This is a genomic window from Streptomyces sp. JLBG701, assembly GCF_058544905.1.
Genome location: NZ_CM178588.1, coordinates 2,369,045 through 2,393,109 on the forward strand (window position 1 = coordinate 2,369,045; position 24,065 = coordinate 2,393,109).

The 24,065-nt window shown below is 68.1% G+C and carries 19 protein-coding genes; 4 read left to right on the plus strand and 15 right to left on the minus strand.

Features of this window, described 5'->3' with window-relative positions:
- Positions 1-103 precede the first annotated feature (103 nt).
- Complete coding sequence (pafA, locus tag AC5DRG_RS10885; protein ID WP_491809800.1) at positions 104-1,465, minus strand: Pup--protein ligase; 1,362 nt, start codon at positions 1,463-1,465, stop codon at positions 104-106.
- Positions 1,466-1,474: 9 nt separating this feature from the next.
- The gene (locus AC5DRG_RS10890) at positions 1,475-2,734 is read right to left on the minus strand and encodes an MFS transporter (RefSeq protein WP_491809801.1); all 1,260 of its coding nucleotides are present in this window, start codon (positions 2,732-2,734) and stop codon (positions 1,475-1,477) included.
- A 53-nt stretch (positions 2,735-2,787) separates the two neighbouring features.
- Here AC5DRG_RS10890 and AC5DRG_RS10895 point away from each other — a divergent pair, with 53 nt between their 5' ends.
- Positions 2,788-3,846 (plus strand): LacI family DNA-binding transcriptional regulator, encoded by a 1,059-nt coding sequence (locus AC5DRG_RS10895; RefSeq protein WP_491809802.1) that lies wholly within the window; start codon positions 2,788-2,790, stop codon positions 3,844-3,846.
- Positions 3,847-3,921: 75 nt separating this feature from the next.
- Here AC5DRG_RS10895 and prcA read toward each other — a convergent pair whose 3' ends face one another.
- From prcA to arc, 6 genes are all read right to left on the minus strand, one after another.
- Positions 3,922-4,659: a proteasome subunit alpha gene (gene prcA / locus AC5DRG_RS10900; RefSeq protein ID WP_491809803.1), complete on the minus strand. Its 738-nt coding sequence runs from the start codon at positions 4,657-4,659 to the stop codon at positions 3,922-3,924.
- Positions 4,660-4,716: 57 nt separating this feature from the next.
- Entirely contained in the window at positions 4,717-5,562 is an 846-nt protein-coding gene (prcB, locus tag AC5DRG_RS10905; protein WP_491809804.1) for a proteasome subunit beta, read from the minus strand.
- Complete coding sequence (locus AC5DRG_RS10910; protein ID WP_491809805.1) at positions 5,514-6,116, minus strand: endonuclease VII domain-containing protein; 603 nt, start codon at positions 6,114-6,116, stop codon at positions 5,514-5,516. Before AC5DRG_RS10910 ends, prcB begins: the two co-directional genes overlap by 49 nt.
- A 5-nt stretch (positions 6,117-6,121) precedes the next feature.
- On the minus strand, positions 6,122-6,337 hold the full coding sequence (locus tag AC5DRG_RS10915; RefSeq protein WP_161064777.1) for a ubiquitin-like protein Pup: 216 nt from the start codon (positions 6,335-6,337) through the stop codon (positions 6,122-6,124).
- Between the two features lie 154 nt (positions 6,338-6,491).
- Positions 6,492-8,003, minus strand: coding sequence for a depupylase/deamidase Dop (gene dop, locus AC5DRG_RS10920; protein WP_491809806.1), 1,512 nt, complete (start codon positions 8,001-8,003; stop codon positions 6,492-6,494).
- 234 nt (positions 8,004-8,237) lie between these two features.
- Entirely contained in the window at positions 8,238-10,004 is a 1,767-nt protein-coding gene (gene arc, locus AC5DRG_RS10925) for a proteasome ATPase (RefSeq protein ID WP_491809807.1), read from the minus strand.
- A gap of 254 nt (positions 10,005-10,258) precedes the next feature.
- Between arc and AC5DRG_RS10930 the strand changes: the two genes are divergently transcribed.
- Positions 10,259-10,564 carry a ferredoxin gene (locus AC5DRG_RS10930; RefSeq protein ID WP_491809808.1) on the plus strand — a complete coding sequence of 102 codons (306 nt, stop codon included), beginning with the start codon at positions 10,259-10,261 and terminating at the stop codon, positions 10,562-10,564.
- A 36-nt stretch (positions 10,565-10,600) separates the two neighbouring features.
- Here AC5DRG_RS10930 and AC5DRG_RS10935 read toward each other — a convergent pair whose 3' ends face one another.
- From AC5DRG_RS10935 to AC5DRG_RS10945, 3 genes are all read right to left on the minus strand, one after another.
- Positions 10,601-11,194 (minus strand): hypothetical protein, encoded by a 594-nt coding sequence (locus AC5DRG_RS10935; protein ID WP_491809809.1) that lies wholly within the window; start codon positions 11,192-11,194, stop codon positions 10,601-10,603.
- 211 nt (positions 11,195-11,405) lie between these two features.
- A complete protein-coding gene (locus AC5DRG_RS10940) occupies positions 11,406-12,311 on the minus strand; it encodes a tRNA (adenine-N1)-methyltransferase (protein WP_491809810.1) in 906 nt (301 codons plus the stop codon).
- Positions 12,312-12,357: 46 nt separating this feature from the next.
- Positions 12,358-13,890, minus strand: coding sequence for a site-2 protease family protein (locus tag AC5DRG_RS10945; protein WP_491809811.1), 1,533 nt, complete (start codon positions 13,888-13,890; stop codon positions 12,358-12,360).
- 175 nt (positions 13,891-14,065) lie between these two features.
- Between AC5DRG_RS10945 and AC5DRG_RS10950 the strand changes: the two genes are divergently transcribed.
- Together AC5DRG_RS10950 and AC5DRG_RS10955 are read left to right on the plus strand one after the other, a co-directional pair.
- Positions 14,066-14,992, plus strand: a complete 927-nt coding sequence (locus AC5DRG_RS10950; RefSeq protein ID WP_491809812.1) for a RecB family exonuclease — start codon at positions 14,066-14,068, stop codon at positions 14,990-14,992.
- A 14-nt stretch (positions 14,993-15,006) separates the two neighbouring features.
- Positions 15,007-15,678 (plus strand): response regulator, encoded by a 672-nt coding sequence (locus AC5DRG_RS10955; protein WP_491809813.1) that lies wholly within the window; start codon positions 15,007-15,009, stop codon positions 15,676-15,678.
- Positions 15,679-15,752: 74 nt separating this feature from the next.
- On the opposite strand, the gene AC5DRG_RS10960 is transcribed toward AC5DRG_RS10955, so the two are convergent.
- The 4 genes from AC5DRG_RS10960 to metH all read right to left on the minus strand — a co-directional run bounded on the left by AC5DRG_RS10960 (position 15,753) and on the right by metH (position 23,790).
- Positions 15,753-17,336 carry an ABC transporter substrate-binding protein gene (locus tag AC5DRG_RS10960; RefSeq protein ID WP_491809814.1) on the minus strand — a complete coding sequence of 528 codons (1,584 nt, stop codon included), beginning with the start codon at positions 17,334-17,336 and terminating at the stop codon, positions 15,753-15,755.
- A gap of 75 nt (positions 17,337-17,411) precedes the next feature.
- Positions 17,412-19,010 carry an ABC transporter substrate-binding protein gene (locus AC5DRG_RS10965; RefSeq protein ID WP_491809815.1) on the minus strand — a complete coding sequence of 533 codons (1,599 nt, stop codon included), beginning with the start codon at positions 19,008-19,010 and terminating at the stop codon, positions 17,412-17,414.
- Between the two features lie 449 nt (positions 19,011-19,459).
- Positions 19,460-20,155, minus strand: a complete 696-nt coding sequence (locus AC5DRG_RS10970) for an HAD family hydrolase (protein ID WP_491809816.1) — start codon at positions 20,153-20,155, stop codon at positions 19,460-19,462.
- 119 nt (positions 20,156-20,274) lie between these two features.
- Positions 20,275-23,790 (minus strand): methionine synthase, encoded by a 3,516-nt coding sequence (metH, locus tag AC5DRG_RS10975; protein ID WP_491809817.1) that lies wholly within the window; start codon positions 23,788-23,790, stop codon positions 20,275-20,277.
- Between the last annotated feature and the right edge of the window lie 275 nt (positions 23,791-24,065).

The window sequence follows — 24,065 nt, forward strand, 5'->3', positions numbered from 1 at the left end:
CTTGATGATGGCGTGCGCGCAACTCTACGGCGTGAGAAGGGCGCCGTACGTGAAACGTACGGCGCCCGTGTTGCGTTCCGAAGGAATCTCCGGAGCGCTTGGCTCACATACCGGCGATCAGCTTCTCCACCCGGTCGTCGACCGAACGGAACGGGTCCTTGCACAACACCGTGCGCTGCGCCTGGTCGTTCAGCTTGAGATGAACCCAGTCGACGGTGAAGTCCCGGCGCTGCTCCTGCGCCCGCCGGATGAAGTCGCCACGCAGTCGCGCCCGAGTGGTCTGCGGAGGCACCGACTTGCCTTCGAAGATCTTCAAGTCGTTGCAGATCCGGGCGGCTTGCCCCTTCCTCTCCAGGAGGTAATAAAGACCCCGCCTACGGTGAATGTCGTGATAGGCGAGGTCTATCTGCGCGACCCTCGGGTGGGACATGGTCATGTTGTGCTTCGCCCGGTACCGCTCGATGAGCTGATACTTCATCACCCAGTCGATCTCGGTACCGATCCGGTCGAGGTCCTCCGCCTCGATCGAGTCCAGCACGCGGCCCCACAGCTCCAGCACCTGCTCGACGGTGCCCGTGCGGATACCGCGCCGCTCGACGAAGTCCACGGCCTTCTCGTAGTACTCGCGCTGCACATCCAGCGCCGAGGCCTCACGGCCGCTGGCCAGCCGCACCTTGCGGCGGCCCGTGATGTCGTGACTGACCTCGCGGATCGCCCGGATCGGGTTCTCCAGGGTCAGATCGCGCATCACCGTGCCGGCCTCGATCATGCGCAGCACCAGATCGGTCGCGCCGACCTTGAGGAGCATGGTCGTCTCGGACATGTTCGAGTCGCCGACGATGACATGCAGCCGCCGGTAGCGCTCGGCGTCGGCGTGCGGCTCGTCGCGCGTGTTGATGATCGGCCGGGAACGGGTCGTCGCCGAGGAGACGCCCTCCCAGATGTGCTCGGCCCGCTGACTCACGCAGTACACGGCACCACGCGGAGTCTGCAGGACCTTGCCCGCACCGCACAGAAGCTGGCGGGTGACAAGGAACGGAATGAGGATGTCCGCGAGTCGGGAGAACTCCCCGTGCCGCGCCACCAGATAGTTCTCGTGGCAGCCGTACGAGTTGCCCGCCGAGTCGGTGTTGTTCTTGAAGAGGTAGACGTCGCCCGCGATTCCTTCCTCGTGCAGGCGTCGTTCGGCGTCCACCAGGAGTCCTTCGAGAATGCGCTCGCCGGCCTTGTCGTGGGTGACGAGTTCCGTCACGTTGTCACATTCGGGTGTCGCGTATTCCGGATGCGATCCCACGTCGAGATAGAGGCGGGCGCCGTTTCGCAGAAAGACATTGCTGCTGCGGCCCCATGACACGACACGGCGGAAGAGGTACCGCGCCACCTCGTCGGGAGACAGGCGCCGCTGTCCCCTGAACGTACACGTGACGCCGTACTCGTTCTCCAGCCCGAAAATGCGGCGGTCCATGACTGAACATTACGCCCGATCCCCCGAGCTGAAACGGGGTTCGACGGCACGGTTTGGATCATTTTCCGATGAAGACGCAACCACCGCACCCCCGGCGGGAGCTGCGAGGACCCGCCCCATGGCCAGCAGAACCAGCAACGACACGGCCCCCGCGGCACCCGGCACGGCAAACCCCCACGGGGCTCCGCCCCACTCGACGACCGGTCCCGCGACGCCCGTTCCGACCGACGCCCCCACCGTGAACGTCGTCACAATCCAGGAGAAAGCCTCGGTGACCGTACCCCTCGGGGCATGCCGGTCGACCAGGACGAACGCACACGCGAGACACGGCGCCAGGAACACTCCGGCGAGCGTCGTGAGCGCCGTCATCGCGACCGGGCCAGGTGTCGACATCAGCGGCACGTAACACACCGCCAGCAACCCGACCAGCACCCGCAGTCGGCGCTCCGGAGCCCCCGCCCACTGCCGCGCCCCGTACAGCACACCGCCGACAAGCGCCCCCAGCCCCACACCCGCCATCAGCCAGCCGTAGACCGCGTCACCACCATGCCCGTCCGCATACGACACGGCGGCCACGGTGATCGAGCCGAGCGCGATACCGACGAAGAAGAACGCGCCCAGCAGCACGACGAGTCCGGGCGAGCGCAACGCGCCCAGCCAGTGCGCCTCACGCGGCGCCGAACGCCACGCGCGCGAAGGCGGCGACACGACCACGGACAGCGCCCCCAGCACCCCGATGACGTTCACCACGACCAGCGCCGCCTGCGCCGACCACAGCGACACGCACAGCGTCACCAGCAGCGGCCCGACGGTGAACATGACTTCCTGCGCCACCGCGTCCATGGCGTACGCCGTATGCACCTGGTCCTCCCTGCGCAGGACCGCGGGCCACAGCGCACGCAACCCGCCCTCCAGCGGCGGCACGAACAGCCCGGCGACCGCGACGGAGACATAGGCGAGCGGCAGCGGGTCGGTGCCGGCGAGGGCGACGACGCCCATCGCCAGCGCGGACGCGACCGCCGCGGGCAGCTGGACACGCGGCTGCCCCCACAGGTCCACGAGCCGCCCCAGAACGGGCTGCCCGACCGCGTTGGCGACCCCGTACACGGCTGCCAGCGCCCCCGCGAGGCTGTACGTCCCGCCCTCCGCCCGGACGAACAGCACGATCGCGATCGCGGCGGTGGCATTCGGCAGCCGCCCCACGAGCGTGCCCGCCAGCAGACGGGTGGCGTGCCTCGCCCTGAGGATCTCCAGGTATCCCGCGGCCATGTCCCGCCCTTCCGCGTCAAGTTTTACGTATAACTTCCTCCGTCATACGTACCATGTGCGCTGTTCACGAGTCCAGACGAAAGAGCAGGCCGACGGTGGCACGAGGCAACCCCCGCCCCACTAGCCGTGACGTCGCCCAGGCCGCCGGGGTCTCCCAGGCAGCGGTCTCGCTCGTCCTCGGCGACAAATGGCGCGGCCGGGTCTCAGAGGCCACGGCAGAACGCGTACGGGAGGCCACACGCGAGCTCGGCTACCGCCCCAACCTGGCCGCCCGCAACCTCCGCCTGGGCCACACCCGCACCGTCCTCCTGGTCGTCCCCGCCCTCACCACCGAGTTCTTCGCCGGCGTCTACACCGGCGCCGCCCGAGTCGCCGCCGAACACGGATTCGGCGTCGTCCTCTACCCCTCCCCCGAGGGCGTGGGCCCCGCCAGAAGCCCCTTCGCATCCGCCCAGGCCGCCCTGGACGGCGTCATCGCCTCCTCCATGGCCGCGGACGCCCTCACCGCCATCCGCGGCGACCAACTCCCCCTGGTCATGCTCGACAGCGACCCGGAGGGCAGCCTGGGCGCGGCCACCGTCAACCTCGACATCACCGACGGCGTACGACAAGTCGCACAGCACCTCCTGGCCCTCGGCCACCGCCACTTCCTGCATCTCGCGGCCGACGTACCGTCCTGGACCTTCGACGTACGCGCGCGTGAACTGGCCGCCCGCCTCAGCGACGTCGCGGGCACATCCGTACGGACGACCCGCGCCCCCATCACCATCGAGGGCGCCCGCGCGGCCGCCGAGACCGCGCTGTCCGCCCCGAGCCCCCGGCCCACCGCACTCGTCTGCGACGACGACAAACTCGCCGCCGGCGCCTACAAGGCGGCCCGCCGCCTGGGCCTGCGCATCCCCGAAGACATCTCCGTCACCGGCCTCGACGACCTCGCCCTCGCCACCGCCATCGACCCGGAACTCACCACTGTCCGCCTCGACGCCGAGCTCTTCGGCGAACGCGGCATGCAGGCCCTCCTGGCGGTCCTGGAAGGCCGTACACCCGAGGCGGGAGACATCCCCGTGGAACTGGTCGTCCGAGGCTCCACGGCGCCGCCCCACACCCTCTGAACGCCCTATGCCCCGGCCGTCAGGATCGGCCGGGGCACAAAAGGAATAGATACGGGCTGCGAGCGTGAGCCGGAACTACTCCTCGTCGGAGGTCTCCGCCTCGGTGACCGCGCCTTCGCTCTCCAGCAGCCGGGAGAGCTGGCGGCCCACGATGCGCTTGAACTTGCGCTGCTGCGGACGCGTACGGTCCAGCACCGCGACCTCCAGACGCTCGGCGGGAATCTCCCGCTGAGTGCCGTTGGTGTCACGGGACAGGGCCTGCACGGCCAGCTTCAGCGCCTCGCCCAGGCTCATACCGTCCTGGTGCTGCTGATCCAGATAGCTACTGATCTGCTCGGCATTGCCGCCCACGGCGACCGACCCGTGCTCGTCCACGATCGACCCGTCGTGCGGCAGCCGGTAGATCTGGTCGCCGTCGGACGTCTCGCCGACCTCGGCCACCACGAGCTCCACCTCGTACGGCTTCTCGGCCGCGCTGGAGAAGATCGTGCCCAGCGTCTGGGCGTAGACGTTGGCCAGACCACGGGCGGTCACGTCGTCACGGTCATAGGTGTAACCACGAAGATCGGCGTACCGCACACCGCCGATCCGCAGGTTCTCGTACTCGTTGTACTTGCCGGCGGCCGCGAAGCCGATCCGGTCGTAGATCTCGCTGAACTTGTGCAGCGCGCGGGACGGGTTCTCGCCGACGAACACGATGCCGTCGGCGTACTGCAGCACGACCAGGCTGCGGCCACGGGCGATGCCCTTGCGGGCGTACTCCGCCCGGTCGGCCATGGCCTGCTGGGGTGAGACATAGAACGGCGTCGACACCGGTTATCCATCCCTTTCTGTCGAAGTCACAGGATCACCTTGATAAGACGGCTCAGGTCAGAGCAGCGCGGCACGCGGGCCGTCGGGCTGCTCCAGGCGCCGCGCCAGGATCTGGCGGGCGATCTCGGAGGACTCCTCGTCGCCGAGCTTGCGGAAGCCGTCCTCGGTGATCACGGTGACAATCGGGTAGATCCGGCGGGCGACATCGGGGCCACCGGTCGCCGAGTCGTCGTCGGCCGCGTCGTACAGCGCCTGTACGACGAGCATCGTGGCCTGCTCTTCGGTCAGGTCGTTGCTGTACAGCTTCTTCATGGCACCGCGCGCGAAGATCGAGCCGGAGCCGGTGGCGGCGAAGCCGTGCTCTTCGGAACGGCCGCCGGTGACGTCGTAGGAGAAGATGCGCCCCTTGCCGCGGTCCACGTCGTACCCGGCGAAGAGCGGAACCACGGCCAGGCCCTGCATGGCCATACCGAGGTTGGAACGAATCATGGTCGACAGCCGGTTCGCCTTGCCCTCCAGGGAGAGCTGAGCGCCTTCCACCTTCTCGAAGTGCTCCAACTCCAGCTGGAACAACTTCACCATCTCGACCGCGAGCCCGGCCGTACCGGCGATACCGACGGCCGAGTACTCATCGGCCGGGAACACCTTCTCGATGTCCCGCTGCGCGATCATGTTCCCCATCGTGGCTCGCCGGTCACCGGCGAGCACGACACCACCGGGGAACGACACAGCGACGATGGTCGTCCCGTGCGGAGCCTCGATGACCCCCTGGACCGGCGGCAACTGCCGCTTCCCCGGGAGCATCTCCGGCTGATGCTCGGACAAGAAGTCCATGAAGGACGACGACCCAGGCGTCAGGAAGGCAGCCGGTAGACGCCCGGTGCTACGAGTGTTGGCTTCCACGAGGATCCTTCCAAGTAAGCGGCAGCCCGACGAACTGCGTCGGGATCATCTCCCAACTTGCCGATGGCCGAATTGCAGTTGAAGCACAGTACGCCACGGACCCTACCCGTCTCGTGGCAGTGATCCACATGAACGGCCGGTGCTTTCAAACAGATCACGCAGAGACCCATTTGAGAGGCGATCATCTCGTCACGTTGGGCTTCGGTCATGCCGTACTGGCGCATGAAGTACGCCGCGCGATTCTCGGCAGCCCGACACGGCTTGCATCGCGTGGAGAGCCCGTCCGAAGCCGTGGCGTTCCGGTCCCACTCGCTGTGCGGCTTGACTTCTCCGCACGACCGGCATTCCTTGTGCCCCGATGGAACGTCCACCTTCTCGCGCACGGACTTGCCTTGGGCTGCCTGTCGGCGTCGGGAGTACGCGGCTCCGTACTCGGCCACGCACTCCCGACACCGCACTTGACGGCCATCACGCCGGTTCTTGTCGGCAGCGAACGATGAGATCGACAGCAGCCGCTCACATCCCGTGCACCGCTTCTCGACAGGGTCCGACATGTCCGTTATTGTCCGCCTTTTTGCACAAATGACCGCACGAAGTCCTCTGCGTTCTCCTCGAGTACGTCGTCGATCTCGTCCAGGACGGAGTCCACGTCGTCGCTCAGCTTCTCCTGGCGTTCCTTGAGGTCTTCGGATACCTGCGCCTCGGGCGCCTCCTCGACCTCTTCGGTGGAACGCGTGGCCTTCTGCTGTCCGCCGCCGGTGTCCTTGGTCGCCATAACCCTCACCCCGCTCGGTTCGACGTTCTTGATCAGACCCTACAAGCAGGGTCCGACATCGGCCCCGCAGTTCCTACAACGTACGGGGGCCACCTCGATGATTCCCGGACGGTGGGTTTTCCACCCTGTCCGGCTTGCCTGTCCCGCGACCCGGTCAGCCGCCCGACAGGACCCTGACCAGGTCTTCTGCCGTGCGGCAGCGGTCCAGGAGTTCCTTGACGTGATTACGCGTTCCGCGAAGCGGTTCCAGGGTTGGGACCCTCTGGAGCGAGTCCCGGCCCGGGAGGTCGAAGATCACGGAGTCCCAGGAGGCAGCGGCGACATCGTCGGCGTACTGCTCCAGACACCGTCCGCGGAAGTACGCGCGCGTGTCCTCCGGAGGCTTGGTGCGGGCCCGCTCGACCTCGTTCTCGTCCAGGAGGCGCTTGATGCGCCCGCGGGCGACGAGGCGGTTGTAGAGGCCCTTCTCGGCCCGTACGTCGGCGTACTGGAGGTCGACGAGGTGGAGTCGGGCCGCGTCCCAGTCGAGGTCGTCGCGGCGCCGGTAGCCCTCCATGAGTTCCCGCTTGGCGACCCAGTCGAGCTCGCCTGCCAGGCTCATGGGGTCGTTCTCCAGGCGGTTCAGGGTGTCCTCCCAGCGAAGGAGGACGTCCTTGGTCTGCTCGTCGGCGTCGGAGCCGTACCGCTCCTCCACGTACTTGCGTGACAGCTCGAAGTACTCCATCTGCAGCTGGACCGCGGTGAGTGTCCGCCCGCTACGGAGGGTGACGAGGCGCTTGAGGGTCGGGTCGTGGGAGACCTGGTGGAGGGTTCGGACCGGTTGGTCCACGGCCAGGTCCACCGCGATGAAGCCGTCCTCGATCATGGAGAGGACCAGGGCTGTCGTGCCCAGCTTGAGGTAGGTGGAGATCTCGGAGAGGTTCGCGTCGCCGATGATCACGTGGAGCCGGCGGTATTTCTCTGCGTCCGCGTGGGGCTCGTCGCGGGTGTTGATGATCGGGCGTTTGAGGGTGGTTTCCAGGCCGACCTCGACCTCGAAGTAGTCGGCGCGCTGGCTGAGCTGGAAGCCGTGTTCGTGTCCGTCCTGGCCGATGCCGACGCGGCCCGCTCCGGTGACGACCTGACGGGAGACGAAGAAGGGCGTGAGGTGGCGCACGATGTCCGAGAAGGGGGTTTCCCGCTTCATCAGGTAGTTCTCGTGTGTGCCGTAGGAGGCGCCCTTGTTGTCGGTGTTGTTCTTGTAGAGGTGGATCGGCTGTGCGCCGGGGAGCTGGGCGGCGCGTTCGGCGGCCTCGGCCATGATCCGCTCGCCGGCCTTGTCCCAGAGGACGGCGTCGCGGGGGTTGGTGACCTCGGGGCTGCTGTATTCGGGGTGTGCGTGGTCGACGTACAGGCGGGCGCCGTTGGTGAGGATGACGTTGGCGAGGCCGATGTCCTCGTCGGTGAGCTGGCTGGAGTCGGCGGCCTCGCGGGCGAGGTCAAAGCCCCGTGCGTCCCGCAGGGGGTTCTCCTCCTCGAAGTCCCAGCGGGCACGTCGGGCCCGGTGCATCGCCGCCGCGTAGGCGTTGACGATCTGGGACGAGGTGAGCATGGCATTGGCGTTGGGGTGGCCGGGGACGGAAATCCCGTACTCCGTCTCGATGCCCATTACTCGCCGTACGGTCATGCGGCCCTCCTTGCCCGGCGGCGCCCTCGGTCGGGGGCGCTGCTCAAGTACCGCTGGTGCTCCGGTGCGTGTGCGGTGCCCGTCCCCGCACTGCGCGACTCGGCGGTACGAAAGAGCCTAGAACGCCTTTGCGCTGGTGGGGAGATCATTTGCGTCATTGCCTTGCTCCGGTCGTGCGCCGAAAAACAGTCGGCTGCGGATGCCCGGTGTGGGCACCCGCAGCCGCCCTGTCTTTTACAGGTACTGACCGGTGTTGGCCACCGTGTCGATGGAGCGTCCGGTGTCCGCGCCCTGCTTCCCGGTGATGAGGGTACGGATGTAGACGATCCGTTCGCCCTTCTTTCCGGAGATTCGGGCCCAGTCGTCGGGGTTGGTGGTGTTGGGGAGGTCCTCGTTCTCCTTGAACTCGTCCACGCAGGCCTGGAGGAGGTGGGAGACGCGGATGCCCTTCTGGTTGTGGTCGAGGAAGTCCTTGATCGCCATCTTCTTGGCGCGGCCCACGATGTTTTCGATCATGGCGCCGGAGTTGAAGTCCTTGAAGTAGAGGACTTCCTTGTCACCGTTGGCGTAGGTGACCTCCAGGAAGCGGTTCTCCTCGGATTCCGTGTACATGTGTTCCACGGCCGTCTGGATCATGCTCTGAACGGTGGTGGACTTGCTGCCGCCGTGCTCGCCGAGGTCGTCGGGGTGCAGCGGGAGGCGCTCGGTGAGGTACTTCTGGAAGATGTCCTTGGCCGCTTCGGCGTCCGGACGCTCGATCTTGATCTTCACGTCGAGGCGGCCGGGGCGCAGGATGGCGGGGTCGATCATGTCCTCGCGGTTGGAGGCGCCGATGACGACCACGTTCTGCAGGCCTTCGACGCCGTCGATCTCGGCGAGGAGCTGCGGGACGATGGTGTTCTCCACGTCCGAGCTGACGCCGGAGCCGCGGGTGCGGAAGAGGGATTCCATCTCGTCGAAGAAGACGATGACGGGGGTGCCCTCGCTGGCCTTCTCCCTCGCACGCTGGAAGACGAGGCGGATCTGCCGCTCGGTCTCGCCGACGTACTTGTTGAGGAGCTCGGGGCCCTTGATGTTGAGGAAGAAGCTCTTGCCGGTGGCCTGGCCCGTCACCTCGGCGACCTTTTTGGCCAGCGAGTTGGCGACGGCCTTGGCGATGAGTGTCTTGCCGCATCCGGGGGGGCCGTAGAGCAGGACGCCCTTGGGCGGGCGGAGTTCGTGCTCCTTGAACAGGTCCGGGTAGAGGTAGGGGAGCTCGACCGCGTCGCGGATCATCTCGATCTGGTTGCCCAGACCGCCGATCTGCTCGTAGCCGATGTCCGGGACCTCTTCGAGGACGAGTTCCTCGACCTCGCTCTTGGGAACGACTTCGTAGACATAGCCGGATCGGGGTTCGAGCAGGAGGGCGTCGCCGGGGCGGATGGTGACGTCCAGCAGCGGCTCGGCGAGCCGTACCACCCGTTCCTCGTCGGTGTGCCCGAGCACCAGGGCGCGCTCGCCGTCCTCAAGGATTTCCTTGAGGGTGACGATGTCCCCGACGCGCTCGTACTCCATGGCTTCGACCACGTTGAGTGCTTCGTTGAGCATCAGTTCCTGGCCGCGTCGGAGCTCTTCGAGCTCGACGCTTGGGCTGACGTTCACGCGGAGTTTGCGGCCGCCGGTGAAGATGTCGGCGGTGCCGTCCTCATTCGCCGTGAGGAAGACTCCGAAGCCGGCCGGCGGCTGTGCGAGCCGGTCGACTTCCTCCTTGAGGGCCACGATCTGGTCGCGGGCCTCACGGAGCGTGTTGGCGAGCCGCTCGTTCTGCGCGGACACGCCGGCCAGGTTCGTCTGCAACTCGACGATCCGCTCTTCGAGAATCCTCGTGTGCCGCGGAGAGTCGGCGAGCTTGCGTCGCAGGACGGCGATCTCCTGCTCAAGGTAGGCAATCTGCCCGGCCGGGTCGTCGGACCCTCGTCCCGGGCGGATGCCGCGGTTCATGTCGTCGTCGTGGGCTGCCACGGTCCTCACCTCCTCCAAGGGGAGCTGGACGCTTCCAGACCCTACCTGGGTGGGTGTCGATTGAAACCCCTAGATCACAAAGACTGTCAAGGAGTGTCCGATCTTCACCCTTGCGCTCTCCCTCACGCCAGGGGAATACCCACCGAACATGATTGGGAAGCCGCCGGAGGTAGGGTCGAAGTGTTCAACACCCGTCAGAGCTGGGCCGACTTGCCTTCATCTCGGATCGCTCGGAGCAGGAAACGGCAGGAGAGATGACCGTGCAGCAGGAGTCCGGGACCGGCGGCGAGGCGCTTGAGGTCTGGATCGATCAGGACCTGTGCACCGGGGACGGAATCTGTGTCCAGTACGCGCCGGAGGTCTTCGAGCTGGACATCGACGGTCTGGCGTATGTGAAGGGCGGGGGCGACGAGTTGCTGCAGTCCCCGGGTGCCACGACGCCTGTGCCGTTGCCCCTGTTGATCGATGTGGTCGACTCGGCGAAGGAGTGTCCGGGCGACTGCATTCACGTACGTCGAGTTTCGGACAGGGTCGAGGTCTACGGCCCTGACGCGGAGTGACTCAAGCCGCACTCCGCGTGATGCTTGTCTGATTTCTCACACGGTCTTGGCCTGGGAGGGTGTCGAGCGGATGAACGTTCCGTCCTTCCACTGCCACTTGGCGCTGTCCTTCACGTCGGGGCAGCAACTCGGTACGTCGGACGAGGAGTAGCCGAGGAGGGTGGCGGTGACCGTGGCGTCACTCACCGCGAAGTCGGTGACGGTGCTGCGGTCCTTCGGGTCGACCAGGGTTGCCACGACACGGGGTTTGGCGGCGTCGGGGGCCTGGGTGAGGACGTAGACGCCGTCGGGCGGGGTGCCCATGGGGGCGTCGCAGTGGACGACGACGACCGTCTCGGGCCTGCCGTCGCCGTCGAGGTCTCCGGAGGCCTTCTTCAGCACCAGGAGCTTGACGGGGCCGCAGTCGACGGGGAAGTCGACCTTGTCGGGGTCTGGTGCCGCCGTCGAGGCGGGGGCGGGCTTCGCGGCGGTGCCGCCGGGGTGTCCGGCCTGGGCCGCCGTCGCGGAGTCGGGTTGCAGCACTGAGGACAGCGCGACGACGCCGGCGAGGGCGGTGGCTGTGGCGACCCAGTGGATCGGGCGGGTGTTGGTGTGTGCGAGTGCCAGTTCCGGAACGGCGGATTGCTGCACGAGAGGTGCGTCTCCTGTGAGGGCTGTGCCGGTGGGGGTGCCCGCATGGTGCCACACGTCACAGTCGGGGGGAACGGCGGGGTGGGAGGTTCCCCCGTGACACCGGTCGAATTCTGGTACCGCGTCAACGGAACAGCGCCGTGGCCGAGTTCCCCTGTGCTTGCGGGAACTCGGCCACGGCGTTTGTACGTTGATCGCGGCACAGGGCCGCTCAGCGGCCGGCGGCGCCTCGGTCGGCGTTGGGGCCGTCGTAGTCCTCGCCGTAGGCGCCCTTGGCGGGGCGGCGGCGGCGCATGGGGGGCTCGACGCCGTCGGCGAGGCGGCGGGCGGTGAGGAGGAAGCCGGTGTGGCCGATCATCCGGTGGTCCGGGCGGACGGCGAGGCCTTCGACGTGCCAGTTGCGGATCATCGTCTCCCAGGAGGTCGGCTCGTTGAAGCAGCCGATCTCGCGGATGGACTCGACGGTCCGCGCGAGCTGGGTGGTGGTCGCGACGTAGCAGCACAGGATGCCGCCGGGGACGAGCGCCTTGGAGACGGCCTCCAGGCACTCCCAGGGGGCGAGCATGTCGAGGATGACGCGGTCGACGTCGAGGTCGCTCAGGTTGTCCTGGAGGTCGCCGACGGTGAGCTGCCAGGCGGGGTGGGGGCCGCCGAAGTAGCGCTCCACGTTCTGCCGGGCGATGTCGGCGAAGTCCTCGCGGCGCTCGTAGGAGTGCAGCATGCCCTGGTCGCCGATGGCGCGCAGCAGGAAGCTGCTGAGCGAGCCGGAGCCCACGCCCGCTTCCACGACGCGTGCGCCGGGGAAGATGTCGGCGAAGGACAGGATCTGTCCCGCGTCCTTGGGGTAGACCACGGCGGCGCCGCGGGGCATGGAAAGGACGTAGTCGGGGAGCAGGGGGCGCAGCGCGAGGTAGGCGACGTTTCCGGTGGTGCGGACAACGCTGCCCTCGGGTGCGCCGATCAGCTCGTCGTGCGGGAAGGAACCTTTGTGGGTGTGAAAGTTCTTTCCGGCTTCGAGCGTGAACGTGTAGTGGCGGCCCTTGGGGTCGGTCAGCTGAACCTGGTCCCCGACCTTGAAGGGCCCGCGCCTGCGGGCGGCACCGGTCGGTTCGGACATGTGAACAGCCTACCGGTCCGGGCCGGGGCCGCCGACCATGCGTGTCTCAGTTGGGCCTGGCCATCGCCTTGACGAAGGCGCGCTCGACGTCCGCCGCGGACAGGACGCCGTAGATCTCGCCGGTGTCCTCGACGACCAGGTATTCGGTGGCGGGGGTGGCGCGGAGGGCGTCGAGGAGGTCCTCGCCGGCCAGTTCGGCCGAGACGCGCATGCCGTCCGTGAGGTCTTGGGCGAGGCCGCTGACGGCGACCCAGGGGCGGCGGTGTTCGGGGACGCCGACGATGGCGGCCTCGCGGACCAGGGAGAGGGGTTCGCCGTCGGGGTCGACGACGACGAGGGCGCGGGCTCCGGCCTCGTTGGCGCGGCGCAGCGCCTCGGAGAGGGGGGTGTTGGTCTCGACGGGGACCGCGCGGCGGGTGAGGTTGCGGGCGCGCAGTTCCGGGAGGTGTTCGCGCAGGCGGGCCATGCGCAGGCTGTTTCCGGCGCCGGTCCAGATGATCGCGGCAAGGATCGCGGCGAGCAGTGCGTCGGTGACGGTGTCCATGCCGACGCTGTCCTCGGCGTTGGAGCCGAGGGCCCCGGACTGGGTGAGCAGCGGGAGTCCGATGAGGACGGAGACGGCGAGGGCTCGGCCGACCCAGGCGGCGGCGATGGTGCCGCTCATGGGTCTGCCGGTGATCTTCCAGACGACGGCGCGGAGCATGCGGCCGCCGTCGAGGGGCAGGCCGGGCAGGAGGTTGAACGCGGCGACGATGAGGTTGGAGATCATCAGGCCGGCCAGCAGGACGCCGGGGACGGTGCCGGGCTCGACGGGCTGCAGGGCGAGGTAGAAGACGCCGGCGAGGATCAGGGAGAAGAGGGGGCCGACGAAGGCGAGGACGAATTCGCGGCCGGGGGTCTCGGCTTCCTTCTCGATCTCGGAGACGCCGCCGAAGAACTGGAGCTGGATGCGGCGGACCGGGAGTTTGAAGCGGAGGGCGGCGACGGTGTGGGCGAGTTCGTGGACGAGGACGGAGGCGTAGAAGGCGATCGCGAAGAAGAGGGAGACGAGGTAGCGGGCGGCGCCGAGTTCGGGCAGGACGCGGCCGAGCTGGCCGCCGAAGACCCAGGTGATGAGGGCGGCGACGAGGAACCAGCTGGGGGCGACGTAGACAGGTACGCCGAAGGGCCGCCCCATCAGGACGCCGCCGCCGGGTTCGGAGCGCTGTCGCGGGCGGCCCTTGCCCTTGGGGGTGCCGGCGTCGGCGTGGGCGCGGTCGTGGGAGGGGTCTGCGGGCGCCTTGTCGAGCCAGGTGGGCTGCTCGCTGTCGGAGGAGGGTGGAGTCGCGTCCGACTGCGGGTCCTGACGGTCGTCGGCCTGCGCGTCGGTGTCCGTTTCCGTGTCCCTGTCGTCCCCGGTCGGGTCGGAGTCCCGTACCGTCGTGGGCTGTTCGTCGGTGGGGGTGTCCGGTGCGGGGTCGGTGTGCGGGTCCGGCTCGGGGCGTGCGGGGTCGGTGGCCCGGGTCGAAGGGCCTGCGTGGCTCTTCGCCGCCTCGTCGTTGCCGGACCGCGGCTGCCCGCTCCCGCCGCTCTCGTCCACGGTGTCCCCTCGTTCGAAGCGTCTTCCGCGCCTGCCGGGCGGAAGGGTCTCGGGTCGATGGTATGCGGCGGTCGCGGTGCGTTCCGCCCCGGCACCCCCTGCGTTTCCCCCGCTGTCGCGGCCGCCTCGGCGGTGACTGGGTCACTGTCAGTGGCGGGCCGTAAGGTCTGTCGTCATGGAAACGAGCACCGAGGGCGCGGCGGAGGCCCACAGCAGTGGTACGGCAGCGGCGGCGGAGCCTGCTGTGGTGGCCATAGCGCCTGCTTCGCTGTCCCCCTCTCGGGCCAGTGACTTCATGCAGTGTCCGCTGCTGTACCGGTTCCGGGTGATCGACCGGCTGCCCGAGAAGCCGAGCGAGGCGGCGACGCGGGGGACCTTGGTGCACTCGGTGCTTGAGCGGTTGTTCGACGCGCCCGCGGCGGAGCGGACGGCGCCGCGGGCGAAGTCGTTGATCCCGGGGCAGTGGGACCGGCTGCGGGAGAGCCGGCCGGAGGTCGTGGAGCTGTTCGCGGACGATCCGGAGGGTGAGCGGCTGGCGCGCTGGCTGGGTGAGGCGGAGCGGCTGGTGGAGCGCTGGTTCAGTCTGGAGGATCCGACGCGCCTTGAGCCGGCGGAGCGTGAGCTGTTCGTCGAGGCCGAGCTGGACTCGGGGCTGAAGCTGCGCGGGATCATCGACCGGGTCGATGTGGCGCCGACGGGGGATGTGCGGATCGTCGACTACAAGACGGGCAAGGCGCCGCGGCCGGAGTACGCGGAGGGCGCGCTGTTCCAGATGAAGTTCTACGCGCTGGTGGTCTGGCGGCTGAAGAACGTCGTGCCGCGGCGGCTGCAGCTCGTCTATCTGGGCAGTGGTGACGTGCTGACGTACGACCCCGTCCTCGCCGATCTGGAGCGGGTCGAGCGCAAGCTGCTGGCGCTGTGGGAGGCGATCCGGCTGGCCACGGAGACGGGTGAGTGGCGGCCGAGGCCCACGAAGCTGTGCGGCTGGTGCGATCACCAGGAGGTATGCCCGGAATTCGGCGGGACTCCCCCGCCCTATCCGCTGCCGGTGAGGTCGCCCGAGTCGGGGGACGTCCCACAGGGCAGAATGGGGCCGGGCTAGCGAAGGAGAATTACGTGGCCATCCGCGTCCTACTGGTCGATGACCAGCCGCTGCTGCGCACCGGCTTCCGGATGATCCTGGAGGCGGAGCAGGATCTCGCGGTCGTCGGCGAGGCCGGAGACGGTCTGCAGGCGATCGATCAGGTGCGGGCCCTACAGCCCGATGTGGTGCTGATGGACATCCGTATGCCGCGGATGGACGGGGTGGAGGCGACCCGGCAGATCACCGGGCCGGGGCGGGACGGCCCGGCGAAGGTGCTGGTGCTGACCACCTTCGATCTCGACGAGTACGTGGTGGAGGCGCTGCGGGCGGGCGCGAGCGGTTTCCTGCTGAAGGACGCGCCTGCCAATGAGCTGGTGCAGGCGATCCGGGTGGTCGCCTCGGGCGAGGCGATGCTCGCGCCGAGCATCACGCGCCGACTGCTGGACAAGTACGCGAGCCATCTGCCGTCCGGTGACGAGCCGGTGCCGGACACGCTGCACACACTGACCGATCGTGAGGTCGAGGTGCTCAAGCTGGTGGCGCGCGGGCTGTCCAACGCCGAGATCGCCGCCGACCTGTTCGTCAGCGAGACCACCGTCAAGACGCATGTCGGGCACGTCCTGACGAAGCTGGGGCTGCGCGACCGGGTGCAGGCCGCGGTGTACGCGTACGAGAGCGGGCTGGTGCGTCCCGGAGCGCAGTAGTAGCGGTAGCAGTCGTACGACCAAGAGGGCGCCCCTTCCGGAGAAGGGGCGCCCTCTTGGTGTGTGGCCGGGGGTCAGTCCTTGCTGAGTTCCCAGAAGCGGAACACGGTCGAGGAGTCGAGGCAGTACTCCAGGCCGTAGACGTTGTCGCGGGTGACCGCGTACTGCTTGGCCTGCCAGACCGGGAGGACGGGGAGTTCCTTGGCGACGATGTTCTGGAGTTCGCCGAAGGTCTGGTCCGTCGAGGCGCGGTCGCTCTGGGCGGCCGTGGCCGGGATGAGCGAGCCGGTGATGGTGCTGTTGGTGTAGTTGTTGCTCAGTACGTTGCCCTTGCCGAAGAAGGGGGCCGTGAAGTTGTCGGCGTCCGGGTAGTCGGGCACCCAGCCCTTCACGTACACGCCGTACTTGCCGTCGGCGATGTCCTGCTCGTACTGGTCGTAGGCGACGGACTGCACGTCGGCCTGGAAGAGCCCGCTGTCGTTGAGCTGTCCGGCGATGGCCTTGAGCTCCTGGTCGGTGGCCGGTCCGTAGCGGGAGGGCGTCGACCAGAGCGTCAGCTTCACCTTGCCGGTGATGCCGTCGGCGGTGAGTGCGGCCTTGGCCTTGGACTTGGAGGGGCTGGCGCCGTAGGTGTCGAAGAAGGCCGTGTTGTGGCCTGTGATGCCCGCCGGGATGATCGAGTAGAGGGGTGTCGCGGTGCCTTCGTAGACCTCTTGGATGAGGGCGTCGCGGTCGAGCAGGTAGGCGATGGCCTTGCGGACGCCGAGTTGGCCGGCGACCGGGTCGTCCATGTTGAAGACCAGGTGCTGGACCTCGGCGCTGGTGCCCTCGACGATCTCGACGCCCGAGGCGTCGTCGGCCTGGGTCTCGATGTCGGCGATGTCGCTCGCGGTGAGGCCGCGGTAGGCGATGTCGATCTTGTTGTCGAGCAGGGACTTCTTCAGGGCGGCCTGGTCGCCGTGGAAGAACTTGAGGGTGACGCCGGAGTTCTGCACCTCGGCGGTGCCCTTGTAGTTCTCGTTGACCGAGAAGACGGCCTCGTCGTCGCTGAACGAGTCCAGCTTGTAGGGGCCGGAGCCGACCGCTCCGCCGTCCTCGCGCAGCCCGTCCGCGTCGTACTGCGTGTGGTCGACGATGGAGCCGGCGCCCGATGCGATCTTGCTGGGGAAGGTGGCGTCCGGGGTGTTCAGCCGGAAGACGACCGTCTTGTCGTCCGGAGTCTCGACCTTGTCGAGCATGGGGAACATGATCGCGGGGCCGGCGTCGTCGTTGATCTTCAGCAGGCGGTCGAAGGAGAACTTGACGTCCTCGGAGGTGAGCGGGTCACCGTTGCTGAACTTCAGGCCGTCCTTCAGCGTGCACGAGTAGACCTGGGCCTCGGTGTCGGTGAAGGAGCACTCCTCCGCGGCTTCCGGCTCCGGCTCGGTGCCGCCCTTGGGGAAGGCGAGCAGCGACTGGAAGACGTTGTTGAACAACAGCCACGAGCCCGGGTCGTAGCCGGAGGCGGGGTCGGTGGCGAGGACGTCGTCGGACATCCCCATGACCACGGTGGAGTCGCCGCTCGCAGAACCGCCCGTCTGCGTTCCGCATCCGGTCAGCAGGCCGGAGGCCAGCCCCGCCACGAGGGGCAGGACGGGCCAATGGTTGCGCATGTTCACTGAAGGTGCCTTGTCGTCGTCACTAGGACCCGGGGGCCGTCCCGCGCCCCGGGCGAAAAGAAGCCTGCCTACCGGTCACAGACCGCGGCCGAGCTCCCAAAGCTGAAGGGTGGAGGAGGAGTTGAGCGCGTACGCGGTGCCCGTGACGTCGTCCCGGGCGGCGATGTACTGCTTGCCCTGCCACAGCGGGAGCACGGGGACGTCGGCGGCGACGATGTCCTGGATGTCCGTGAGGCTCGTCGTGGCGGACAGTCGGTCGGCCTCACGGCGGGACTCCGGGATGAGGGTCTCGCGGATCTCGCTGTTCACGTACGGCGAGCCGAGGAAGTTGTCCTTGTCGAGGAACGGCGCGAGGTAGTTGTCGGCGTCCGGGAAGTCGGGGAACCAGCCCATCCCGTAGACGTCGTACTTGCCCTTCTGCTCGGCCGGGCGGAACACGGCCCAGGGCTCGCCCTCGATGCTGACGTCGAACAGACCGCTGTCGTTGAGCTGCTTCTGGAGCTGCTCGAACTCGGTCTTGGTGGCCGAGCCGTAGTGGTCGGTCGTGTAGTGCAGCGTCAGCTTCACCGGGGTGGTGATGTTGGCCCGGGTGAGCAGGGACTTGGCCTTGGCCTCGCTCGGGTCGCCGTACTTGTTGAAGAACGCGTTGGAGTGGCCGGTGATCGAGGCCGGGACCAGCGAGTAGAGGGGCTCCGCCTGGGAGCCGTAGACCTTGGAGACCAGCGAGTTGCGGTCGATGAGCTGGGCCATCGCCTGGCGCACGGCCTTGGTCTTCACCGTCGAGGCGTCGGTGTTGAAGGCCAGGTAGCGGATTTCCAGGCCGGGCTGCTCGATGAGGTCGATGTCGCTGCCCGTGGCCTCGTCGAGCTTCTCGATCTGCTCGGGCGACATGGTGCGGGTCATCATGTCGATGTCGCCGTCGCTGAGGGCGGTGCCCATGGCGTCGGCGTCCTCGAAGGAGCGCAACTCGACCTGTTCGTTGTTCACCTTCAGACTCCCCTTGTAATTGGGGTTCTTGGTGAACACGGCCTTGACCAGCTCGTCGTTCTTGACCTCGGTCCGCAGGGTGTACGGGCCAGAGCCGTCCACCGCGAAGCCGTCGCGCAGCTTGTTCTTCTCGTAGTCGTCCGGGTTGACGATGCCCGCGACCGGGGTCGACAGCTTGAACGGGAAGGTGGCGTCGGACGTCTTGAGGTGGAAGATGACCTCGTCGTCGCCCTGCGTCTCGACAGTGTCGATGGTGGACAGCAGGGCGAACACACCGCTGTCGGCCTTGATCGAGCGGGCGCGGTCGATGGAGAACTTCACGTCGGCCGCGGTGATGGGGTCGCCGTTGGAGAACTTGAGGTCCTTGCGGAGCTTGCAGGCGTAGCGCTCGTTGCCGGTGTCGGTGAAGGTGCAGCTTTCGGCGGCCTCGGGGACCGGGTCGCCCTCGCCGCGCGGCTGGATCATCAGGGTCTGCACGGTCTGGCGCAGGACGTTCCAGGTGCCGACGTCGTAGGCGTAGGCGGGGTCGAGCGGTGCCGGGGCCTCCGTCGAGGCGGTGAACCGGTCAGTGGTGCCGACAACGATCGCGTCTCCGCTGTCGCCGCCGCTGCCGGACCCGCCGCAGGCGGCGAGGACCGGGGCGAGCAGACCGATGACGGCCGGCAGCACCAAAGTCTTGCGGTTCATGCTCGAGTTTCTCCACAGCTGTCGAGTCCGTGTACCCGGCATGCAGGGGTGTCGATGCCGATCACGGGGGTAAGTGCGATGTTCTCGCGACGAGATTAGTCCGCACCCGCAGCGGGGTTCGCAGTCACCGGAGTTGAGTTCCCATCACACAGTGAAACCAGGTGTGGACAGACCGAAAACCCGAGAGCGGAAGGATTAGTGCAGCGTTTCATCAATCGGGACACAAGGGCACGCCGACGTCTGCAAAGTAGGGGCATTAAGCACAGAATCACCTTCCTGTCGACCCCGAGCGACGTGCGGAACATCACACTCTCAACTGGGCGGGCGAGTACCGGAATTCGGCCCTCCAGTGCTGCGGTAATTCTTTCGTAAATCCTCGGCGGGATTTCCGCCCAATGCGCTTTGCACGCTGGGTGAACGCCTGGTCCATTTCCGTCATCGAACCGGCTTCAGAGCGTCATCAGCCCGCGCAGGAATGGCAGGTCGACCTCTTCGAGGGAGGTCACGACGGTGCGCCGGGCGGCCGGGGCGATGGGCGCCACCGACGGCACCGCCACCACCTGGCAGCCCGCGGCCTCCGCTGCCGCGACGCCGGTCGCGGTGTCCTCCACGACCGCGCATCTGGCCGGATCCACGCCGAGCCCGGACGCGGCGAACAGATACGGGTCGGGGTACGGCTTGGTACGCCCCACCTCGTCGCCGGCCACCGTCAGCGCGAAGTGCTGGGGGCCCAGCGAGGCCAGCACACGGTCGATGATGCGCCGGTGCGAGGCGGAGACCAGGGCCGTGGGGATCTCGTGCGCGGACAGCTCGGCGAGCAGCCGGGCGGCTCCCGGCATCAGGGGCAGGGCGTGCCCGATGCGGTCCTCGAACCCCGCGTTGAGCAGCACGGTGAGCTCGGCGAGGGTGACGTCGGCGCCGGTGGCCTCGATGAGGAAGCCCGCGCTGCGGGTCATGGGGCCGCCGACCACGACATGGCGCCAGGAGTCGTCCAGGGTGTGGCCGAGGGAGGCGAAGATCTCGACCTCGACGTCCCACCAGAAGCCCTCGGTGTCCACCAGGGTTCCGTCCATGTCGAGGAGTACGGCCTGCAGCGCTGAGCCTTCGGCCGTACGGGTTCCGAGCGCGGGGACCGTGCTGGTCATCCTGGCGCACCTCCTTGAGGGACGATCAGGCCGGTTCCCATGACGGGAACCGGCCTGCGGTGGACCGACCAGTGTACGTCCCTCGTGGAGCAAGTGCCTCCCGGCGCGGAAAGGCACCGCTACCGGGCGTTGAAGTACTTCGCCTCCGGGTGGTGGATCACGATGGCGTCCGTGGACTGCTCGGGGTGCAGCTGGAACTCCTCGGAGAGCTGGACGCCGATGCGCTCGGGCTCCAGGAGCCTGGCGATCTTGGCGCGGTCCTCCAGGTTCGGGCAGGCGCCGTAGCCGAGGGAGAAGCGGGCGCCCCGGTACTTCAAGGCGAACATGTCCTCGACGTCGGACGGGTCCTCGCCGGCGAAGCCCAGTTCCGAGCGCACGCGCGCGTGCCAGTACTCGGCGAGCGCCTCGGCCAACTGCACGGACAGACCGTGCAGTTCGAGGTAGTCCCGGTAGGAGTTCGACTCGAAGAGCTTGGCGGTCTGCTCGCCGATGCGGGAGCCGACGGTGACGACCTGGAGGCCGACCACGTCCGTCTCGCCCGACTCCTCCGGGCGGAAGAAGTCCGCCAGGCAGAGGCGACGGCCGCGGCGCTGGCGCGGGAAGGTGAAGCGGGTGCGCTCGTTGCCCTGCTCGTCCAGGAGGATCAGGTCGTCGTCCTTGGACACGCACGGGAAGTAGCCGTAGACCACGGCGGCTTCCAGGAGGTTCTCGGTCTGGAGCTGGTCGAGCAGGCCGCGCAGCCGGGGCCGGCCCTCGGTCTCGACCAGCTCCTCGTAGGTCGGGCCGTCGCCCGTGCGGGCCTGCTTCAGGCCCCACTGGCCCTTGAAGAGGGCGCCCTCGTCGAGCCAGCTCGCGTACTCCTTGAGCTGGATGCCCTTGATCACGCGGGTGCCCCAGAAGGGCGGCGTGGGGACCGGGTTGTCGACGGCGACGTCGGAGCGGACGTGGCCCTCCTCCGGGCTCTCCTCGACCTCGACCGTGGCCGCGGGCCGCACCCTGCGCTGCTTCAGATCGGGCAGCTTGGCGCCGGGGACACCGCGCTTGACGCCGATCAGCGCGTCCATGAGGCGCAGGCCCTCGAAGGCGTCGCGGGCGTAGCGGACCTCGCCCTCGTAGATCTCGTGCAGGTCCTGCTCGACGTACGCCCTGGTCAGGGCCGCGCCGCCGAGGATGACCGGGAAGTCTGCGGCCAGGCCGCGCTGGTTGAGCTCCTCCAGGTTCTCCTTCATGATCACCGTGGACTTGACCAGCAGCCCTGACATGCCGATGACGTCGGCGCGGTGTTCCTCGGCGGCCTCCAGGATCGCGGAGACGGGCTGCTTGATGCCGAGGTTGACGACGTTGTAGCCGTTGTTCGACAGGATGATGTCGACGAGGTTCTTGCCGATGTCGTGCACGTCGCCGCGCACGGTGGCCAGCACGATCGTGCCCTTGCCCTCGGCGTCCGACTTCTCCATGTGCGGTTCGAGATAGGCGACCGCGGTCTTCATGACCTCGGCGGACTGCAGGACGAACGGCAGTTGCATCTGGCCGGAGCCGAACAGCTCGCCGACGACCTTCATGCCGTCCAGGAGGGTGTCGTTGACGATGTCGAGGGCGGGGCGCGTCGTCAGCGCCTCGTCGAGGTCGGCCTCCAGGCCGTTCTTCTCGCCGTCGATGATGCGGCGCTTGAGGCGCTCCTCCAGGGGCAGCGCGGCCAGTTCCTCGGCCCTGCCCGCCTTGAGGGACTTGGTGGTGGCGCCCTCGAACAGGGCCATGAGCTTCTGGAGAGGGTCGTAGCCCTCGGCGCGGCGGTCGTGGATGAGGTCCAGGGCGGTCTGGACCTCATCCTCGGTGAAGCGGGCGATCGGGAGGATCTTGCTCGCGTGCACGATCGCCGAGTCCAGGCCCGCCTTGACGCACTCGTCGAGGAAGACGGAGTTGAGGAGGACGCGGGCGGCCGGGTTGAGGCCGAAGGAGATGTTGGAGAGGCCCAGCGTGGTCTGCACGTCCGGGTGGCGGCGCTTGAGCTCGCGGATCGCCCCGATCGTGGCGACACCGTCCCCCCGGGACTCCTCCTGGCCCGTACAGATCGTGAAGGTCAGGGTGTCGATGAGGATGTCCGACTCGTGGATGCCCCAGTTCGTCGTCAGGTCCTCGATCAGCCGCTCGGCGATGGCGACCTTGTGCTCGACGGTACGGGCCTGGCCCTCCTCGTCGATGGTCAGCGCGATCAGCGCGGCGCCGTGCTCCTGGGCCAGCTGCGTGACCTTCGCGAAGCGGGACTCCGGCCCGTCGCCGTCCTCGTAGTTGACGGAGTTGATGACCGCGCGGCCGCCGAGCTTCTCCAGGCCGGCCCGGATGACCGGGACCTCCGTGGAGTCGAGCACGATCGGCAGGGTGGAGGCGGTGGCGAAGCGGCCGGCCAGTTCCTGCATGTCGGCGACACCGTCACGGCCGACGTAGTCCACGCACAGGTCGAGCATGTGCGCGCCCTCGCGGATCTGGTCGCGGGCCATCTCCACGCAGTCGTCCCAGCGGGCCTCCAGCATGGCCTCGCGGAACTTCTTCGAGCCGTTGGCGTTGGTGCGCTCGCCGATCGCCATGTAGGAGATGTCCTGGCGGAACGGGACCGTCTGGTAGAGGGAGGCGGCGCCGGGTTCGGGCTGGGGGTGGCGCGGGGGCGGTGTGACTCCGCGGACGCGCTCGACGACCTGGCGCAGGTGCTCGGGGGTGGTGCCGCAGCAGCCGCCGATCAGGGAGAGGCCGTATTCGCGTACGAAGGTCTCCTGGGCGTCTGCGAGCTCCGGAGCCGTCAGCGGGTAGTGGGCGCCGTCCTTGCCGAGGACCGGGAGGCCCGCGTTGGGCATGCAGGACAGCTGGATGCGCGAGTGGCGGGCCAGGTAGCGCAGGTGCTCGCTCATCTCGGCCGGGCCGGTCGCGCAGTTCAGGCCGATCATGTCGATGCCGAGCGGCTCCAGAGCGGTCAGCGCGGCGCCGATCTCGGAACCGAGCAGCATGGTGCCGGTGGTCTCGACGGTCACCGAGACGATCAGCGGGACCTCGTAGCCGGCGGTCCGCATCGCCCTGCGGGCGGCGATGACCGAGGCCTTGGTCTGCAGGAGGTCCTGGGTGGTCTCCACCAGGAGCGCGTCGGCGCCGCCGGCGAGGAGGCCCTCGGCGTTCTGCTGGTAGGCGTCGCGGATGGTGTCGAACGTGGTGTGGCCGAGCGTGGGGAGCTTGGTGCCGGGGCCCATGGAGCCCAGCACCCAGCGCTGCCGTCCGTCCTGGGCGGCGTAGGCGTCGGCGGTCTCGCGGGCGATGCGGGCGCCGGCCTCGGACAGCTCGGCGACGCGCTCGGGGATGTCGTACTCGCCCAGGGCGGTGAGGTTCGCCCCGAAGGTGTTGGTCTCCACGCAGTCGACGCCCGCGTCGAAGTACGCGGAGTGCACCGAGCGGACGATGTCCGGGCGGGTCACGTTGAGGACCTCGTTGCAGCCCTCCAACTGCTGGAAGTCCTCCAGCGTGGGGTCCTGTGCCTGGAGCATGGTGCCCATCGCTCCGTCGGCGACCACCACACGGGTGGCGAGCGCCTCTCGGAGCTCGGACACACGGGTCCGGCTGTCGGCGGAAGGGGACGTTGGCGACGAGGCCATGAAGGAGCTCCCTGGAGTGCGACGGCTGTCGGCTTTGCGGCTTCCCTGAGAACCTCTCACGGAACTTCCCACAAGGGCCGCACGCCGCCAGCGTAGCCGGGACCGGGAGCCGGTGGTCGGGGAGTCCACGACACGGACGAGGATGGCGGCCGGGTCACTCCCGGTATACGAGTGACGCAACAGATGACGACCGCCCCTTGGCATGAAGTCGGCATCGACCGGTAGTGTTCGACAATGCCGAACGGCGGCAGCGGACGTCGCGCGTCGACGGTCGA

What these genes read in the sequence shown, in the direction of transcription:
- AC5DRG_RS10970 (WP_491809816.1), bottom strand. Translation starts at nt 20,155, where the DNA reads ATGACCAGCACGGTCCCCGCGCTCGGAACCCGTACGGCCGAAGGCTCA.
- AC5DRG_RS10890 (WP_491809801.1), bottom strand. Translation starts at nt 2,734, where the DNA reads ATGGCCGCGGGATACCTGGAGATCCTCAGGGCGAGGCACGCCACCCGT.
- AC5DRG_RS10940 (WP_491809810.1), bottom strand. Translation starts at nt 12,311, where the DNA reads ATGTCCGAACCGACCGGTGCCGCCCGCAGGCGCGGGCCCTTCAAGGTC.
- AC5DRG_RS10965 (WP_491809815.1), bottom strand. Translation starts at nt 19,010, where the DNA reads ATGAACCGCAAGACTTTGGTGCTGCCGGCCGTCATCGGTCTGCTCGCC.
- dop (WP_491809806.1), bottom strand. Translation starts at nt 8,003, where the DNA reads ATGACCGTACGGCGAGTAATGGGCATCGAGACGGAGTACGGGATTTCC.
- AC5DRG_RS10895 (WP_491809802.1), top strand. Translation starts at nt 2,788, where the DNA reads ATGTGCGCTGTTCACGAGTCCAGACGAAAGAGCAGGCCGACGGTGGCA.
- AC5DRG_RS10950 (WP_491809812.1), top strand. Translation starts at nt 14,066, where the DNA reads ATGGAAACGAGCACCGAGGGCGCGGCGGAGGCCCACAGCAGTGGTACG.
- AC5DRG_RS10915 (WP_161064777.1), bottom strand. Translation starts at nt 6,337, where the DNA reads ATGGCGACCAAGGACACCGGCGGCGGACAGCAGAAGGCCACGCGTTCC.
- pafA (WP_491809800.1), bottom strand. Translation starts at nt 1,465, where the DNA reads ATGGACCGCCGCATTTTCGGGCTGGAGAACGAGTACGGCGTCACGTGT.
- metH (WP_491809817.1), bottom strand. Translation starts at nt 23,790, where the DNA reads ATGGCCTCGTCGCCAACGTCCCCTTCCGCCGACAGCCGGACCCGTGTG.
- AC5DRG_RS10930 (WP_491809808.1), top strand. Translation starts at nt 10,259, where the DNA reads ATGACCGTGCAGCAGGAGTCCGGGACCGGCGGCGAGGCGCTTGAGGTC.
- AC5DRG_RS10910 (WP_491809805.1), bottom strand. Translation starts at nt 6,116, where the DNA reads ATGTCGGACCCTGTCGAGAAGCGGTGCACGGGATGTGAGCGGCTGCTG.